Genomic DNA, 16,299 nt, shown 5'->3' with positions numbered 1-16,299 from the left:
AATTTTTTTCGTGCGCAACAAAAGCAATAGCATCGACTCGCAATCGCTTTGACGACCACGAGTGTGACGCTTGTTGTAACCACTGGCTCTGATGCCTAACCAGAGTTGCGAATCTCCGACACTCAAGTGGTTGAAAATGAGCAGTTTGCGAGCGTCACTAAACAATTGTTTAACACTTATCAGCGCTTTGTCAAAAGCGCGAGTGAAGTCATCGTCGTCCTAGGCGCTGATCTGTATCAAAGCGTAGCGGTCGACCGATAGCGATGGCTTAACCGCAGCTCGCCTCGATGCGCAACCCCTAGCGGGCACCCCTGTAGTAGCCGGTTTGCACGACATCAATGCCCCCTTGCTGCTGGATCAAACGGGCGCAGGCAATCGCACGGGAACCTTTGATTGGATTGTGAATCTACAAGAGGTCGGCTTGCCGTGGTTAGGTTTTTCCTGGACTGAAGAATGTTCGCCAGTGCTGAACCCAGAATTGAACCCCTGTGCACCATTGCAATTTGGGGTGTATCGCGGCAACGATCGAATCATCTATCAACGCGAATTAGGTTGGTAATAAATAGGTAAAAGCGTGCTAGAATAGCGCCCTTGAGGCTTGCTCGAAGTCGCACGGATTGCTACAGTGAAGCAATCCATTCGAGATGACAACATATACAAATTAGCACGCTAATACAGCACGAAATATAAAGTAGGGATCGGCCAATCCATGTTTAAGAAGCTTCGGGGTATTTTCTCTAGCGATTTATCAATCGATCTAGGGACAGCAAACACACTTATCTACGTAAAAGATCGTGGTATTGTTTTGAACGAGCCATCGGTTGTCGCGATTCGTCAAGAACGTGCCGGTGGCCCTAAGAGCGTTGCCGCAGTTGGTCATGCAGCGAAGCAAATGCTTGGGCGGACACCTGGCAATATTCGGGCGATTCGACCTATGAAAGATGGCGTTATCGCCGACTTTGATGTCACCGAAAAGATGCTCCAACACTTCATCAAGCAAGTACACGATAGCCACTACTTCTTGCCAAGCCCGCGAGTTTTGGTCTGTGTGCCTTGTGGTTCAACTCAGGTTGAACGGCGTGCCATTAAAGAATCAGCGATGGGTGCTGGCGCCCGCGAAGCCTACTTGATTGACGAGCCAATGGCGGCTGCTATCGGGGCGGGTCTGCCGGTTTCAGAAGCAACCGGTTCAATGGTGGTTGATATCGGTGGTGGTACCACTGAAGTTGCCATCATCTCATTGAATGGAGTGGTTTACTCGTCTTCGGTGCGTATCGGTGGGGATAAGTTCGATGAAGCCATCGTCAATTATATCCGCCGCAACTTTGGCTCGCTGATTGGTGAAGCTACAGCTGAGCGAATCAAACACGAAATTGGTTCAGCCTTCCCAGGCGACGAAGTCCGTGAAATTGAAGTTCGCGGGCGTAACCTTGCGGAAGGGGTGCCACGCTCGTTCACCCTGAACAGCAACGAAATCCTCGAAGCATTACAAGAGCCACTGCAAGGCATCGTGAGTGCGGTAATGGTCGCACTCGAGCAGTCGCCACCAGAGCTGGCCTCGGATATCTCTGAGCGCGGCATGGTCTTGACAGGCGGTGGCGCCCTGTTGCGCGACTTAGATCGCTTACTAACCGAAGAAACCGGCATTCCTGTGATTATTGCGGATGACCCACTGACCTGTGTGGCCCGCGGCGGTGGTAAAGCGCTTGAAATGATCGACATGCATGGCGGTGACTTATTTAGTCACGATTAGGCCCCAGCATGCGGTCGTTATTTGAGCGAGGCTTATCCCTACGAACCCGCTTGTTGGTCGCCCTAGGAATCGCCTCCACCCTGATGTTTCTTGACCACCGGCTGAATACCATGCAGCCGGTGCGTTCGTTTTTGAACACAGTGGTTGCACCGGTGCAGTATCTAGCTGTATTGCCCGAGCAAATCATGGAACGACTGGTCTATCTCTCCCAGACGCGATCAGCATTGCGGGAAGAAAATGTTGCCCTGCAAGAGCAATTAACCGAGCTGCAAATGGCGGTGCAACGGTTAAACTTTTTAGAAAACGAAAATGCGCGGCTCCGAGAGTTACTCGGTTCTGAAGTACGCAAGACCAGTCGCCGCATGGTGGCTGAAGTGGTCGCTGTTGCCACCGATCCGTTTTCCCATCAAGTGGTCATTAACAAAGGCTCAAGTAACGGCGTGTACGTCGGTCAACCCGTTTTAGATAATCGCGGGATAGTTGGCCAGATACTCGATGTCGGTCGCACTACGGCGCGCATCTTACTGATATCAGATCAGAGTCATGCCTTGTCGTTACGCTCAGAGAGCAGCGATATTCGGGTGATCGCTCAGGGTATCGGTAATTTGAATCAACTCGAGTTGAAATTTATTCCGCACAGTACCGAATTGCAAGAAGGGGATGTGCTGCTGAGCTCAGGCTTAGGGGGTGTTTATCCCGAAGGTTATCCGGTCGCCGAAATCATTAGCATTGATCGGGATGAACGGCTGCACTATGCGCAGGTTAATGCGCGACCGTTCGCACAACTCGATCGCGTTCGCTCGCTGTTATTGCTGTGGCCAGAGAATGCCACCGAAAAGCCGATTTATGATCATGCTGCCGATGCTGCGCAAGGAGCTGAATCATGATGGTTAAAGCCGGCCTTATCCCCTTGCTCATCAGCTATGTGATTGCTCTGGTTTTCACTGTTATGCCGATGCCTGCCTTATTAGAACCATGGCGCCCGGATTGGGTCAGCTTAGTGCTTATCTATTGGCTGATGGCAATCCCGCATCGGGTTGGCGTGGGCACAGTATTAATCGTCGGTTTGTTAACCGATATTCTGTTGGGGTCAACCTTCGGTGTGTATGCCTCGGCTTTGCTGTTAATCAGTTATCCAGTGCTGCGCCATTATCAGCGTATTCGCCACTATGCTCTAGTACAACAGGCGCTCGTGGTGGCTATTTTAATCTTTTTCAAGCGCGTCATCGTGTATGAAATAGAGCATGTATTGAACGATGCTGTGTTTAGCGTGCCATACTTATATCCGGTCGTGTCCTCTGCTTTGATTTGGCCATGGGTATTTTTGGCGCTGCGACGTTACCGTCGCCATAATCATATTCACTAACGAGGAGCGCTTTGATGAAGTATGTGCTCGCCTCAGCGTCACCGCGTCGACAGCAGTTGCTGCAACAATTGTTAGCGGATTTTACGGTCGTCGCGCCGCAGGTGCCCGAGCAACAGCAGCCCGCTGAGACAGCCACAGCTTATGTCGAGCGCTTGGCCGTCGCAAAGGCGCGGGCAGGGCAACAGCTCGTTGGCGCTGATCACGAGACCTTAGTGATTGGCTCAGATACGGTGGTTGTCAGTGCCGGTCAGGTCTTGGAAAAGCCGCGGGATAAAGCCGATTATCAGGCCATGATGAGCGCTTTATCAGGGCAAGTACACCAGGTTTTAACGGCAGTTGCGGTAGCCCGAGGTGAACAGTGCGAGGCCACTGTGGTGCGTACCGATGTCCATTTTAAAACTCTTAGCGCAACTGCGATTGAAAGCTATTGGGCCACCGGTGAGCCGCACGATAAAGCGGGGGGCTATGGTATTCAGGGCGCCGCTGGGAAATTTGTGCGCTACCTTGCGGGCAGCTATTTTGCGGTGGTTGGATTGCCGTTATTTGAAACCCAAGAATTAATCGAGCGGATGCAAGGAGCATCAGCATGAGTGCAGAAATTTTAATGAACGTAACCCCCACTGAAATGCGGGTTGCGCTAATTGAAAATGGCATTTTGCAAGAAGTGCATATCGAACGGCAGGCTAAACGTGGCTTGGTCGGCAATATTTATGTGGGGAAAGTTTCGCGGGTATTGCCGGGGATGCAAGCTGCATTTGTCGATATCGGTCTTGATAAAGCCGCGTTTTTGCATGCCTCGGATATCGTCACTCACATTGAACAAGTGGAAGAGATCGACACCAAGCCGATTCGTAAAGAACCGGATATTGCGAAGTTGGTTCGTGCGGGACAACATATTTTAGTACAGGTCATTAAAGACCCGCTTGGCACCAAAGGCGCGCGGCTGACCACAGATATCACCATTCCTTCACGCTATATGGTGCTCATGCCGCAATCTCCGCATGTAGGGATTTCGCAGCGGATCGAAGATGAAGCTGAGCGCGAGCGCTTGAAGCGGGCTGCTCAGCCTTATTGTGATGAACAAGGCGGGTTTATTGTCCGTACCGCTGCCGAAGGCGCCAGTGATGAAGAGATCAGTCGTGATGCGGCTTTCCTGCGGCGGCTTTGGGATACCATTCAAAAGCGCCGCAAGGGCATGCGCAAAACTGGCTTAGTCTATGAAGACCTGAATCTTTCCTGTCGCATTTTGCGTGATTTTGTCGGTGAGCCAATTGAACGGATCCGGGTTGATTCACGCCTGACCTTCGAGGTGTTACAGGAATTCGTGCAAGAGTTCGTGCCCGAACTTGAAGAGGCACTGGAATACTACACCGGCGATCGGCCGATTTTTGATTTGTTTGATGTTGAAAACGAGATTCAGCGGGCGCTTGAGCGCAAGGTCGAGCTGAAATCAGGTGGTTCGATTATCATCGACCAAACCGAAGCCATGACCACCATCGATATCAATACCGGTGGGTTTGTCGGTCATCGCAATCTTGAAGAAACGATTTTCAATACCAACATCGAGGCGACGCAAGCGATTGCCCGGCAACTGAGGTTGCGTAACTTAGGCGGGATCATCATTATCGACTTTATCGATATGCAAAATCCCGACCATCGTAAGCGTGTGCTGCACAGCCTCGAGCAGGCCCTCGCGAAAGACCGCGCCAAGACCTCGATTAATGGTTTTACCACCCTTGGGCTGGTCGAAATGACCCGTAAGCGCACCCGCGAATCCCTCGAACATGTCCTCAGCTCCGAGTGTCCGGTGTGTAGTGGTCGCGGCAGTATGAAAACGGTTGAAACCGTATGCTACGAAATCATGCGCGAAATCGTTCGAGTCAATCGCGCTTATGCCGCTGACCACTTTTTAGTGTATGCCTCGGCGAGCGTTGCCGAGAGCCTCTTGAATGAAGAGTCTCATGCTCTTGCTGAGCTTGAGGTGTTTATTGGTAAGCAGGTGAAAGTACAAACGGAACCGCTGTACCATCAAGAGCAATTTGATGTGGTGATGATGTAGATGTTACGGCGCTCGGCACGTTGGCTTTATCACAGTTTAGTTTATGCTGTCGCCATAAGCTTGGTGCTGTTTGCCTTATTGGTAACTGTTTTGCGTTACCTGCTGCCGCAACTGCCTGATGTCACCAAGCAAGTCGAGCAAATGCTCGCTAATCGCTATCAAGTCACCGCGACCATTGGTCAACTTAGCGCTGATTGGAACAGCACCGGTCCGCAATTGATTTTGCATCAAGTGAGCTTGAACCCGCAGGCGGCGCAAAGCTCGGTGTTTAGTGTCCCTGAAGCACGCGTACATTTTAACTTTTGGCAATCAGTGCGCCAGTTATCCCTGCAATTTGAGCAAGTGATATTCGCCGGTGCTCGCTTTGAATACGATTTACGCGATAAAGCCCTGCAAACCGATGTCAGTTTAATCGACCTGATTCCGCGCTTCTTCTTAAACCAACTTGATCAAGTTGTGATATCGGACAGTGTTGTTGAAGTGACCAATTTGCTTGGACAACAACGGCAAATTCAAGTGGACCGCTTGAGTTGGATTAACGAAGGCACCAAGCACCAAGGTATTGGCCAGTTGCGGATTGCCGATGTCACCGATAGTGCCTTAGAAATCCGCATTGATATTCGTGGTAACGATCCACAACAGCTCAATGGCCAAGTCTATATCGATGCCGAAAGTCTCGTGGTGACGCCTTGGTTGCAACGCCAGTTTCAAGAAACGGAATTTGTTGCGGCTGAGTTTGATTTCACCCTTTGGTTAAATTTTACCGATTCGAGTTTCAATGATGGTGTATTGCAGTTAGGCCGCAACCGTTTATTGTGGCAATCTGCCGCGCAAACCCATCAACTTTCCCTTGATCAAGGGCAGTTTAAATTGCGCCCGATTGGAGAGGGTTGGCTTGTCAATAACGCACCATTGACGGTAGATATTGATGGCACGCCGGTGGTGTTACCCAGCTTTAGTCTTGCTCAACAGGCCGGAGACTACCACTTCAGTATCGCTGAGCTTGAACTTCAACCTTGGCTACCACTATTGAGCATTGCCGGGGAGCAAGGCGCGCAATGGGCCGAAAACTTGCGTGCGCAGCAGGTTCAAGGGCAGCTCCAGGCGCGCTTGCACAAGCCGCTCGGCGAGCCATTGCAATGGTGGCTGCAAGCACAGCGGTTGGCCTGGCGAGAAGCCGCGCGAGTCCCAGCGCTGAGGGCGATTGATGCGACCCTGGCGGGGCAAGGCGATGGCTTTGGTTGGCGTCTGCAAGGTCGTGACGTGGCACTCAGTGGCGAGTTCCTAAATGCCTCTCAGCCGTGGCAACTGAGCCAGCTCGATGTCAGCGGACAGGTTAAGCTAAACCCAACTTGGCAGGTGCAGATCGATCCGAGCAGCAAGCTACAACTCGGTGGGTTGCCGCTGGAATTAGCGGGTGCTATTCGCCCTACCGAGACAGATGTTGAGTTAGCCCTGCGGGTCACCTCGGGTCCCCTTGCCGAACCCGTTAGTGTGCTAAGGGCCCATCTGCCTGAGGTGATGGGCGCAAATCTTTATGATTATCTCAATACTTCGATCATTGCTGCCGAAGTTGCCGATGTCGCCATGATCTGGCGCGGTTCACTGAACGACTTCCCCTACCTGCAAAATAATGGGGTGTTTCATGCGCGCACCCGCCTGCGCGAACTCGAATTTAAATTCCAGCCAGATTGGTGGCCGCTGACTCAAGCCTCAACTCTGGTCGACTTTCATAATGAGCGGATGCATATCCGTGCGGAAAACGCGCAGCTTGGTGGGGTTAATTTGGTCCAAGTGGACACCTTAATTCCTAACTTAGTGGCCAGCGAACCCTTTTTGGATATTCGCGCTGATATTAGCGGTCCTGCCGAGCAGTTACAGCCCATTTTTGCGAATAGTCCGTTGCAGGCAAGCGTCGGCAAGAGTCTCACCGAACTGCAACTTAAAGGTCCAATCACCGGTGACCTCCATCTGGTGATTCCACTGAATCAAGGCGAAGTGGTCGCCAGCGGTGGGGTCGACTTGGACGGCAATACGCTTTATATCCAGAGTTTGCAGCAGAGCTTTTCGCATCTAAACGGCCGCCTCGCCTATCGTAATGACCAAATCAGTGCCGAACAGTTGCAACTGCGCTGGCAACAGCAACCGACTCGAGTCGACTTATTTGGTGAAGCGGAAGCGAATAGTTATCGGGTCAACGCTCAGTTCTTTGGTGATTGGTTTTTAAATGAACCGCAATTACTACAGGGTAACTTTAATTGGCAAGCGCAATTCGATCTGGTTCTCCCCGATGACGGCGGTTACTCATTTAATTGGCGCCAAGATTCAAATCTTGAGCAACTCGCGCTAGCGTTACCCAAGCCGCTAGCGAAGCCTGCTGGAGAAGCACGTCCATGGCAGTTACTGGTCTCCGGTGGTCCTGATAGTATCCTGATCAACAGCCAGTTAGGCACTGACAGCTTACTCGAGTTGCAGCTTGATGGTAGCGGGCAAACCCTGCAACAAGGGTATGCGCGCATCGGTGATAGCGGTATGGCGGTGCCCAGTCTGAGTGCGAATCGCGAAGCCAAGTTTCTGCTCGAATTCAATCAACAGGCTCTGCATCTGGATGCCTGGCTTAATGCCTTTGAGCAGGTCGACAGTGTCTGGCAAAGTCGTGCCCAAGCCGATACGGATTTAAGTTTTCTACAACCGGATTTAGTTTTGGTGAATAGTGCGGAGTTATGGCTCGGTGATTTCCGCTTCCGCGAAGCGACGCTGTACAGCTGGCCACAGCAGCAACAGCAAGCTGACTCTTGGCGATTGCGCTTAGCCGCTAAAGAGGCTCGACTTGAGGGTGAGTATCAGCTCGCAACCAGCGACACCCCTGCACAATTGAATCTCAATGCGGACTTTATTGAGCTCCGTAGCGTCGTCGCTGAGGTCGCTGAGGTTATCGAAGAAGACAGCACAATCGTGGCAGATCCGCCGACGCGTATCGACTTTAGCCGTTGGCCGCAGGTTAACTTAAATTGTGCGCGCTGCACCTACGAGGATTACAACCTCGGCGCCGTCGAGTTAAGTTGGCAACCGACTAGCTCTGGTTATTCCTTACCTAAGATTATAATGGCGCACAGCGGCCACCGCATGGCGGCTGAACTTGAATGGAATCGGCAGGGCAATCAACTGACCGAAGTGCGTGGTGAATTCAGCAGTACGGATGTGGGACGCTTTTTAGAAAGCTACGCCATTACCAGTATGGTGCAGGACTCATCTGCAGAACTGCAGTTTGATCTGAGCTGGCAAGGGCAACCGCAAGACTATAATCATCCGACGGTGAATGGTGAAGTTCAGTGGCGCCTCGCGCAAGGCTACCTGAATGAAATCAGCGATGGTGGTGCGCGCTTATTTAGCCTCCTTAGCCTGGATGGGATTTTCCGCAAGCTGCGCTTTGATTTTCGTGATGTGTTTGCCAACGGCTTATTCTTTGACGCCTTTAGCGGGACCTTCGTACTCGATAATGGCGTGGTGCGTACCGATAATACCTTTATGGATGGTGCCGCTGGCGACATGGAAGTGGTCGGGATGGCCAATTTAGTCAGCCAAGAAATTGATTACCGTCTTTATTTTGCCCCGAAAGTGACCTCTAGCTTACCGGTTATTCTGGCGTGGATGGTGAATCCGCCATCGGGGTTAGCCGCCTTACTGATTGATCAGGTGCTACAAGATGCGCAGGTGATCAGTCGTATTGAATATCGAATTACCGGCACGATGGATGAGCCGATTGTCGAAGAAATCGCACGTGATAGCCGCGAGGTTGAACTGCCCGCACTGGAGGTGAAAGATGGCGAACCAAACCGTGCAAGTGACGGCCCTGCAACTAACCAGCAGCCCTGATCCTGCTGCGAATTTAGCTGAGTTACGCGAACTTTTTGCGAGCTTGCCAGAGGCACGGCCGCAACTGGTGGTGTTACCCGAGGCCTGCCTATGTTTTGGCGCCGGTGATAAACAAACCCGAGCACTTGCTGAATTACCTGGCCAAGGCCCCATGCAAGAGGGCTTGGCGCAACTGGCGAGAGACTTTGGAATATGGCTGGTAGGTGGCACCATTCCATTGATTGAACAGCCGCAGCAGCCACGCTTTCGGGCGGCTTGTTTGGTATTTAATCCGCACGGGGAGCAAGTCGGTCGCTACGACAAAATTCATTTATTTGATGTCGATGTGGCGGATAACACCCGCACCTATCGAGAATCCGAATGGACTGAGCCGGGTACTGAGTTGACGGTTATTGACACTGAATTTGGCCGGCTTGGACTCGCGGTATGTTATGATATTCGCTTTCCCGAATTGTTCACCGCATTGCGCCAACGTGGGGCTGAATTAATTGCCTTGCCGGCGGCCTTTACCCAAGTGACGGGAGCCGCGCATTGGCATGTATTGACGCGTGCGCGCGCGATTGAACAACAAGCCATTATGGTCGCTGCCGCGCAGGCTGGGGTATACGCGAATGGTCGCGAAACCTATGGCCATGCCATGGTGATCGATGGTTGGGGACGGATCGTAACAGAAACCACAGACCATACACCGCAATGGATTAGCGCTCCAGTTAAGGTGGCCGAATTAAGCGAATATCGCCAACAAATTCCACTTGCCGCGCATCGCGCTCAAGCAAAGAAGGTTTATGAATGAAGCAACAGCAGCTCGAAGCTAAATTACTCCATGCCCATGAATTAGATCAGCAGAGCTTAACGAAAGCCCTCGCCCAGCTCTACACTGGACCAATTGACTTTGCCGATATTTATATCCAGCGCAGCGTCAACGAGTCATGGGTGCTCGAAGATGGGATTGTTAAAGATGGCAGCTTTCACATTGAGGCAGGGCTGGGTGTGCGTGCAGTGCACGAAGATAAAACCGGGTTCGCCTACGCCGATGAACTTTCACTGGCCGCTCTTGATCACGCTACTCAGGCAGCCCGTGGCATCGCCATGCATGGACAAAGTAAGCGGGTCGCAGCGCTTATCCCGACAAAGGCACAGCTGCGCTATGCCGATGTAAATCCACTGCATAGTCTCAATGAAGCCGCTAAAATCAGTCTTTTACAAGAAATTGATGCCTATGCACGCAGTCTTGACCCGCGCGTGGTTGAAGTGATTGCGAGTATTAGTGGCAGCTATGATGAGATGTTTGTGGCTGCCACCGATGGCACTTATGTGGGGGATATACGCCCGCTGGTACGGCTCAATTGCACCGTGTTGGTTGAGCAAAATGGTAAGCGTGAGCGCGGCAGCGCCGGGGGCGGGGCTCGCGTCGACTACCATTACTTCAGCGCCCTTGAAGGCGAGCACAAGCGTTGGCAAAACTATGCACAAGAAGCGGTGCGGCTGGCACTTTTGAATCTCGAGGCGAAACCTGCACCCGCAGGTACTTTGCCGGTCGTGCTCGGCTCAGGTTGGCCTGGGGTGTTGTTACACGAAGCGGTCGGGCATGGTCTTGAGGGTGATTTTAACCGCAAAGGCGCGTCTGCTTATGCTGGGAAAATGGGGCAGCAAGTCGCCTCTTCACTTTGTACCATAGTCGATGATGGCACCTTAACCGACCGTCGTGGTTCGCTGAGCATTGATGATGAGGGCACCACTGCGGGCTATAACGTCTTAATCGAACAAGGTCGCTTGGTTGGCTACATGCAAGATAAGCTCAATGCTCGCTTGATGGGGGTTGCGCCAACCGGGAATGGGCGGCGTGAATCTTATGCGCATTTACCTATGCCTCGCATGACCAATACCTATATGTTGGCGGGCGAGAGTAGTCCCGAAGAAATCATTAGCAGCGTCAAGCGCGGGGTGTACGCACCGCATTTTGCCGGTGGTCAGGTGGATATCACCTCAGGCAAATTCGTCTTTTCAGCGGCCGAAGCCTATTTGATTGAAGAGGGTAAATTAACCGCTCCCCTGAAGGGAGCGACGCTAATTGGCAATGGCCCTGAGGCGATGGCGCAAGTGTCGATGGTGGGCAATGACTTAGCCCTAGATAGCGGCGTTGGCGTGTGTGGTAAGGATGGTCAAAGCGTACCCGTTGGGGTTGGTCAGCCAACTCTCAAGGTTGATGCTCTAACCATCGGCGGCACCGCTTAATCTGACTGCGCCACCTCGCGCAGGTACTTGAACAGCTCACGGGCTGCTTGTGGTGGCTTGTTTTGTTGCTGCTGTTTCTGTGCTTGGCGATAGAGTTGGCGTAGTTTTTGCCGATCAGCTAAGGGGTAGTCAGCTAGAAAAGCTTGAATGGCTTCATCGCCATCACTCAAAATCGCATCGCGGGTTTTTTCGAGTTGATGGAAAAAAGCATTTTGCGTGTCATGTTGCTTCTCAAGCTCGGCAACGGCGGCTTCAATCTCAGCCGTATCGAGTTGGCGCATGATTTTGCCGATAAATTGCAGTTGGCGCCGGTAGCCTTCGCGCTTATTGCGAATTTTTTGGGCCAACAGAATGGCATCAGCCAAACTGTCATCAAGCGGAATTTTTGCGAGTTTGCCCGCACTGAGGTTGACCAGCTTTTCACCCAGTGCTTGTAAAGCAGCTGCTTCACGTTTGAGTTGTGACTTACTGACGAAGTCGTCATCGTCATAATGCTCAGTATCGTTGAATGGCTGATTCATAGGGGCAATCTCTAAAGTCATAAATAAGAGTGATAGTTTAACAGCATCGCGGCAAGAATTAATCAGGAAATGAAAATGGATCATGGTATGAATCAACAAGCGAACGCGCAGATCCCAACTCGGGCCGAACTCAACGCTGATATGGAGCAGGTCGAAGCGGCCGTGCGTGAGGCGTTAAGCTATGCCAAGCAGCTCGGTGCCAGTGCGGCAGAATGTGCGATCAGTCGCAGTCGTGGAATTAATGTGGGCACCCGCATGGGTGAAGTTGAAACGGTTGAATTCAACCAAGATGGCGCCTTGGGGATCACCCTCTATCGGGGCCAACAAAAAGGCTCGGCGTCGACGACAGATCTAAGCCCGAGTGCGATCCGCGCCAGCGTTGAGAAGGCCAATGATATTGCCCGCTACACTACCGCTGACCCGTTTGCAGGGTTAGCCGATGCCGCAGCGATGGCAACTGAGGTGCTCGATTTAGATTTGTGTCACCCCGCTGATCAGAGCGCTGAATTTGCCCTCAGCCAAGCGCTCGCCTGTGAGCGCCATGGCTTAGCCCAAGATCCGCGCATTGTGAATTCAGATGGCGCGGGCTATAGCAGCCACGTTGGCTTTCGCGTATACGGTAATAGCCATGGTTTTATCGGTGGCTATTTGCAGTCACGGCATAGTTTAAGTTGCTCATTGATCGGTCAGACTGAGCAAGGCATGGAGCGTGATTATAGTTACAGTTTGGCGCGCAATTTAGCCGACTTGTGGAGTCCAGAGCGGGTTGCTGAGGAAGCGGTCGCAGCAACTGTGGCGCGACTCGATAGTCGTAAAATTGGTACCGCAAGTGTGCCTGTCATCTTTCGCAGTGACATCGCTCACAGCCTGCTCGGCCATTTAGTCGGTGCCATCAGTGGCGCGAATCTCTATCGCCGTGCGAGTTTTTTACTGGATAAATTGGGTGAACAAATTCTGCCAAGTTGGCTAACGATTCACGAAGATCCGCTGGTAAAAGGCGCTCTTGCCAGTAGCCCATTTGATCAAGAAGGCGTTGCCACGCGGGCGCGTGACATTATCAAGGATGGAGTTTTGCAAACCTATCTACTCACCAGTTATGCTGCCCGCAAAATGCAAATGCAGGCAACCGGTCATGCCGGTGGCATCCACAATTGGTATGTGAGCGATCAAGGTCAAGATTTAGCTGCACTCTGCCGGCAAATGGGCACAGGGTTACTGGTCACTGAGTTAATGGGGCAGGGCGTGAATCTGGTCAACGGCGATTACTCGCGCGGCGTAGCAGGCTTTTGGGTAGAAAATGGTGAGATTCAGTATCCTGTCGCTGAAATTACCATAGCGGGTAACCTTGCCGATATGCTCGGAAATATTGTGGCGATAGGCGATGACCGTGACCCGCGTTATGGCATACAGTGCGGCTCGATATTAATCGAATCGATGAAAGTAGCCGGAAACTAAGCCGGCATTCAGCGCAAAGTAAGCGGCTTAGCCTAACAGCAAAGTCGCCGTGCCAAGGAAGGCAAAAATCCCGATTACATCAGTGACTGTAGTCAGGATCACGCCACCGGCAAGAGCCGGGTCGATATCGAATTTCTTCAAAATAAGCGGTACCGTAACCCCAGCAAGACCGGCAGCAAGTAGGTTGGCCATCATTGCAAAGGCGATAATCCCGCCAATCAGTAAGTCTTGTTTCCAAACCGCGACGACGGTGGCAATGAGCACCGCCCATATCACTCCGTTTAAGGCACCAATCGCAAGCTCTTTACCAATCAACCAGCGTTGGTTACTGCTCCCAATATGACCTAAGGCCATCCCGCGAATAACCAAGGTCAGAGTTTGCGAACCGGCAATACCCCCCATACTCGGTACAATGGTGTTGAGGATGGCAAGAATCGCCATTTGCGCAAGGATATCCTCGAATAGTGACGACACCGCTGCGGCTAATATTGCGGTGATTAAGTTCACGCCAAGCCAAATCGAGCGGCGTCGGGTACTTTTGAGCACCGGTGCAAAGGTATCTTCATCATCATCAAGACCGGCCATGCTGAGCATGCTGTGCTGTGCATCTTCACGGATGATATCGACCACGTCATCGATGGTGATTCGACCGAGCAAACGGTCGTTTTCGTCAACCACGGGTGCTGAAATCCAGTCTTGTCGTTCGAATAGTTTGGCGACTTCGGTCTCGTCCATGTCGACCGCGATGCCGTGTACATCAGCATCCATCACATCTTCAACCAAACGCGATGGATCAACGGTGAGGAGGCGGCTAATACCAATTTCCCCGATGAGTTTATCCTGACGGTCGACCACATAGAGTTTGTCAGTCGCTTCTGGCAGCTCACCTTTTAAGCGCAAATAACGCAATACCACATCAATACTGACGTCAGCGCGCAAGGTGATGGTATCGGTGTTCATAATACCGCCAGCAGTATCCTCCTCGTACGATAGCGCTTGCTCGGCCCGTTGCCTGTCCTGCTCATCCATCGATTTAAGCACTTCTTGATAGATGGGTTCAGGTAGACCACGGAGAACGTAAGCAAGGTCATCGGTATCCATGCCCTCGGTCGCAGCCGCCAGTTTTTCTGGGGCCATTTGCCGGACAATGGATTTTTGAACTTCTTCGGAGAGCTCTTCGAGGATATCCCCATGCTCGTCAGCATCAACGAGCTGCCAGATAATGGCCCGCGCCTTAGGTGGTGAGGATTCCAGCAGCAGGGCGATATCCCAAGCAGGGAGGTTATGCAATTGACGTCGGGCAAGCACATACATGCCACGCGAAAGGGCTTCGGTGACCTCTTGTAAGCGCTGTTCAGCGAGTTCTTTTTCGGCGACGTCAAGCATGCTAAAACTCCTAAAGATTAGAAGAGTTTATCTTATTTTACTGCGAACGTCAGCTACTGCTCTTCGGCAAACCGATCGGCGATAAGTGCAGTAATCGCCTGCACCGCCTGTTCGGCCTCTGGGCCCTCAGCGCTTACCGTGATAGTTCGGCCTTGGCCACTGGCTAACAGGAGCAGACACATGACACTGGCCGCATTAACGGTTTGTTCACCTTGAGTGATTTCGACTTTAGCATCAAATTCTTGAGTTAATTTTGCCAATTTAGTCGCAGCGCGAGCGTGTAACCCCAGCTTATTGCGGATCACGACGTCTGCGCTCACCTTCATTTGCGACTGACCTCACGGTGCTTCACCGTCACCTTAAATTGTTGTCCACTGAAACGCTGGCCGAGCTGCTCAGCGATATAGACGCTGCGGTGTTGACCACCGGTGCAACCAATGCCAATGGTGAGATAACTCCGATTAGCGCGTTGAAAGTGGGGCAACCAGGTTTCGAAGAAAGTTTCGATTTGGTGAATAAATTTAGTCACCATAGGTTGCTGCGCGAAGAAATGTTGCACCTCAGGGTCAGTGCCGCGCAGTGGTTTTAATTCGGGCACCCAATGTGGATTCGGCAGAATACGAGCATCAAAGGCATAATCTAAATCTGATGGTAAGCCATATTTGAAGCCAAAGGACTCAAATACCACAATCAATCGAGTGGCGGCTTTACCGAGGACGCGTTCGCTTACGCGTTCACTTAATTCATGCACGCTCAAGCCGTCAGTGTTAATACGCCAAGTGGCACGCTCAGCCAGCGGCTCCAGCAGCCGGGTTTCCATTTGCAGGGCTTCCGCCAGCGGCAACTCGGTTTTTGAGAGCGGGTGTAAGCGCCGCGTTTCCCCAAACCGCCGCAGTAAGATCTCATCGCTCGAATCTAAGTAGAGAATTTCTGGCTTGATCTTCTGAGGCAGAAAATCCAGAGCATCAGTGAGTTGACTGCCATCTTCTAGCAAGTTGCGGACGTCGACGCTCACAGCAACTCTATCGTAGTTCTCAACCACCGCATGGACCAGGGTGGGGAGTAGGGTGATCGGAAGATTATCGACACAATAGAAACCAAGATCTTCGAGCACTCGCGAAGCAATGGTTTTGCCTGATCCAGAACGCCCGGTAACGATAATTAGTTGCATGACGCCCTCAATCTGAACCTTCGATAAACATTTGATATAACTCTAGATCAGTTTCAGCATTTCGCATAGCACGCAAACACTTTTTATCGTGTAAGCGATGTGCAATGGCGGCTAAAGTTTGTAAATGTTGTTCGTGTTGGTCTTCTGGTACCAGCAGTGCAAAAATAATATCAACGGGCTGATTATCAATTGCGTCGAAGTCGATAGGGGTGTCGAGGGTGAGCAATACCGCGGCCGGTTTGCTCGAGGTTGCGAGCCGACCGTGGGGGATAGCAATACCCATCCCGATGCCGGTGCTGCCGAGCTGCTCACGCTGCAAGATGCTCTGGAAGACATCAAAATCAGAAACCCCGTGCAGGCGAGGCGCAGCGAGCTGACCGATGAGTTCTAATACTTTCTTTTTGCTTGAGCCCGCAACTGCATGGCGCGTGCAGTCGGGGCTCAACAGGAGCGTAAAGTCCATATCTTCCTATATCA

General features: G+C 51.9%; 14 protein-coding genes and 1 pseudogene. 10 read left to right on the top strand and 5 right to left on the bottom strand.

Going from position 1 to position 16,299, the window contains the following annotated elements:
• Positions 1-292: 292 nt before the first annotated feature.
• The 9 genes and pseudogenes from CWI83_RS06055 to tldD all read left to right on the top strand — a co-directional run.
• A pseudogene (locus CWI83_RS06055) lies at positions 293-559 on the top strand (DUF6701 domain-containing protein); the annotation flags it as partial.
• Between the two features lie 150 nt (positions 560-709).
• Positions 710-1,753 carry a rod shape-determining protein gene (locus CWI83_RS06050; RefSeq protein ID WP_126827145.1) on the top strand — a complete coding sequence of 348 codons (1,044 nt, stop codon included), beginning with the start codon at positions 710-712 and terminating at the stop codon, positions 1,751-1,753.
• Between the two features lie 8 nt (positions 1,754-1,761).
• On the top strand, positions 1,762-2,640 hold the full coding sequence (mreC, locus tag CWI83_RS06045) for a rod shape-determining protein MreC (protein WP_126827143.1): 879 nt from the start codon (positions 1,762-1,764) through the stop codon (positions 2,638-2,640).
• Positions 2,637-3,119 (top strand): rod shape-determining protein MreD, encoded by a 483-nt coding sequence (mreD, locus tag CWI83_RS06040; RefSeq protein ID WP_241969883.1) that lies wholly within the window; start codon positions 2,637-2,639, stop codon positions 3,117-3,119. The genes mreC and mreD overlap by 4 nt, the downstream gene beginning before the upstream one ends.
• Positions 3,120-3,133: 14 nt before the next feature.
• The gene (locus CWI83_RS06035) at positions 3,134-3,709 is read left to right on the top strand and encodes a Maf family protein (protein ID WP_126827138.1); all 576 of its coding nucleotides are present in this window, start codon (positions 3,134-3,136) and stop codon (positions 3,707-3,709) included.
• On the top strand, positions 3,706-5,178 hold the full coding sequence (gene rng, locus CWI83_RS06030) for a ribonuclease G (protein WP_126827136.1): 1,473 nt from the start codon (positions 3,706-3,708) through the stop codon (positions 5,176-5,178). Before CWI83_RS06035 ends, rng begins: the two co-directional genes overlap by 4 nt.
• Complete coding sequence (locus CWI83_RS06025) at positions 5,179-9,054, top strand: YhdP family protein (RefSeq protein ID WP_126827133.1); 3,876 nt, start codon at positions 5,179-5,181, stop codon at positions 9,052-9,054. It begins immediately after the preceding gene.
• On the top strand, positions 9,002-9,847 hold the full coding sequence (locus CWI83_RS06020) for a carbon-nitrogen hydrolase family protein (protein WP_126827130.1): 846 nt from the start codon (positions 9,002-9,004) through the stop codon (positions 9,845-9,847). The genes CWI83_RS06025 and CWI83_RS06020 overlap by 53 nt, the downstream gene beginning before the upstream one ends.
• On the top strand, positions 9,844-11,289 hold the full coding sequence (tldD, locus tag CWI83_RS06015) for a metalloprotease TldD (RefSeq protein ID WP_126827127.1): 1,446 nt from the start codon (positions 9,844-9,846) through the stop codon (positions 11,287-11,289). The genes CWI83_RS06020 and tldD overlap by 4 nt, the downstream gene beginning before the upstream one ends.
• Here the strand turns inward: tldD and yjgA are convergent.
• Entirely contained in the window at positions 11,286-11,810 is a 525-nt protein-coding gene (yjgA, locus tag CWI83_RS06010; protein WP_126827125.1) for a ribosome biogenesis factor YjgA, read from the bottom strand. The two genes, tldD and yjgA, sit on opposite strands and share 4 nt — an antisense overlap.
• Positions 11,811-11,885: 75 nt before the next feature.
• Between yjgA and pmbA the strand changes: the two genes are divergently transcribed.
• Entirely contained in the window at positions 11,886-13,265 is a 1,380-nt protein-coding gene (pmbA, locus tag CWI83_RS06005; protein ID WP_420849391.1) for a metalloprotease PmbA, read from the top strand.
• A 27-nt stretch (positions 13,266-13,292) separates the two neighbouring features.
• Here the strand turns inward: pmbA and mgtE are convergent, their stop codons facing one another.
• From mgtE to ptsN, 4 genes are read right to left on the bottom strand one after another with little or no spacing between them, the layout of a single operon-like run.
• On the bottom strand, positions 13,293-14,651 hold the full coding sequence (mgtE, locus tag CWI83_RS06000; protein ID WP_126827122.1) for a magnesium transporter: 1,359 nt from the start codon (positions 14,649-14,651) through the stop codon (positions 13,293-13,295).
• A gap of 53 nt (positions 14,652-14,704) precedes the next feature.
• Positions 14,705-14,977 carry an HPr family phosphocarrier protein gene (locus tag CWI83_RS05995; RefSeq protein ID WP_126827119.1) on the bottom strand — a complete coding sequence of 91 codons (273 nt, stop codon included), beginning with the start codon at positions 14,975-14,977 and terminating at the stop codon, positions 14,705-14,707.
• Positions 14,974-15,822: an RNase adapter RapZ gene (gene rapZ / locus CWI83_RS05990; RefSeq protein WP_126827116.1), complete on the bottom strand. Its 849-nt coding sequence runs from the start codon at positions 15,820-15,822 to the stop codon at positions 14,974-14,976. The genes CWI83_RS05995 and rapZ overlap by 4 nt, the downstream gene beginning before the upstream one ends.
• 7 nt (positions 15,823-15,829) lie before the next feature.
• Positions 15,830-16,285 (bottom strand): PTS IIA-like nitrogen regulatory protein PtsN, encoded by a 456-nt coding sequence (gene ptsN / locus CWI83_RS05985; RefSeq protein WP_126827113.1) that lies wholly within the window; start codon positions 16,283-16,285, stop codon positions 15,830-15,832.
• Between the last annotated feature and the right edge of the window lie 14 nt (positions 16,286-16,299).

Source organism: Pseudidiomarina taiwanensis (genome assembly GCF_003987435.1).
GTDB lineage: Bacteria > Pseudomonadota > Gammaproteobacteria > Enterobacterales > Alteromonadaceae > Pseudidiomarina > Pseudidiomarina taiwanensis.
The sequence above is the reverse complement of the archived record's forward strand: the minus strand, read 5'-3'. Positions and strand labels throughout refer to the sequence as shown.

Excerpts from the sequence above, each read along its gene's own strand:
- CWI83_RS06050 (WP_126827145.1), top strand. The coding sequence starts at position 710 with ATGTTTAAGAAGCTTCGGGGTATTTTCTCTAGCGATTTATCAATCGAT.
- mreC (WP_126827143.1), top strand. The coding sequence starts at position 1,762 with ATGCGGTCGTTATTTGAGCGAGGCTTATCCCTACGAACCCGCTTGTTG.
- mreD (WP_241969883.1), top strand. The coding sequence starts at position 2,637 with ATGATGGTTAAAGCCGGCCTTATCCCCTTGCTCATCAGCTATGTGATT.
- CWI83_RS06035 (WP_126827138.1), top strand. The coding sequence starts at position 3,134 with ATGAAGTATGTGCTCGCCTCAGCGTCACCGCGTCGACAGCAGTTGCTG.
- rng (WP_126827136.1), top strand. The coding sequence starts at position 3,706 with ATGAGTGCAGAAATTTTAATGAACGTAACCCCCACTGAAATGCGGGTT.
- CWI83_RS06025 (WP_126827133.1), top strand. The coding sequence starts at position 5,179 with ATGTTACGGCGCTCGGCACGTTGGCTTTATCACAGTTTAGTTTATGCT.
- CWI83_RS06020 (WP_126827130.1), top strand. The coding sequence starts at position 9,002 with ATGGCGAACCAAACCGTGCAAGTGACGGCCCTGCAACTAACCAGCAGC.
- tldD (WP_126827127.1), top strand. The coding sequence starts at position 9,844 with ATGAAGCAACAGCAGCTCGAAGCTAAATTACTCCATGCCCATGAATTA.
- yjgA (WP_126827125.1), bottom strand. The coding sequence starts at position 11,810 with ATGAATCAGCCATTCAACGATACTGAGCATTATGACGATGACGACTTC.
- pmbA (WP_420849391.1), top strand. The coding sequence starts at position 11,886 with ATGGATCATGGTATGAATCAACAAGCGAACGCGCAGATCCCAACTCGG.
- mgtE (WP_126827122.1), bottom strand. The coding sequence starts at position 14,651 with ATGCTTGACGTCGCCGAAAAAGAACTCGCTGAACAGCGCTTACAAGAG.
- CWI83_RS05995 (WP_126827119.1), bottom strand. The coding sequence starts at position 14,977 with ATGAAGGTGAGCGCAGACGTCGTGATCCGCAATAAGCTGGGGTTACAC.
- rapZ (WP_126827116.1), bottom strand. The coding sequence starts at position 15,822 with ATGCAACTAATTATCGTTACCGGGCGTTCTGGATCAGGCAAAACCATT.
- ptsN (WP_126827113.1), bottom strand. The coding sequence starts at position 16,285 with ATGGACTTTACGCTCCTGTTGAGCCCCGACTGCACGCGCCATGCAGTT.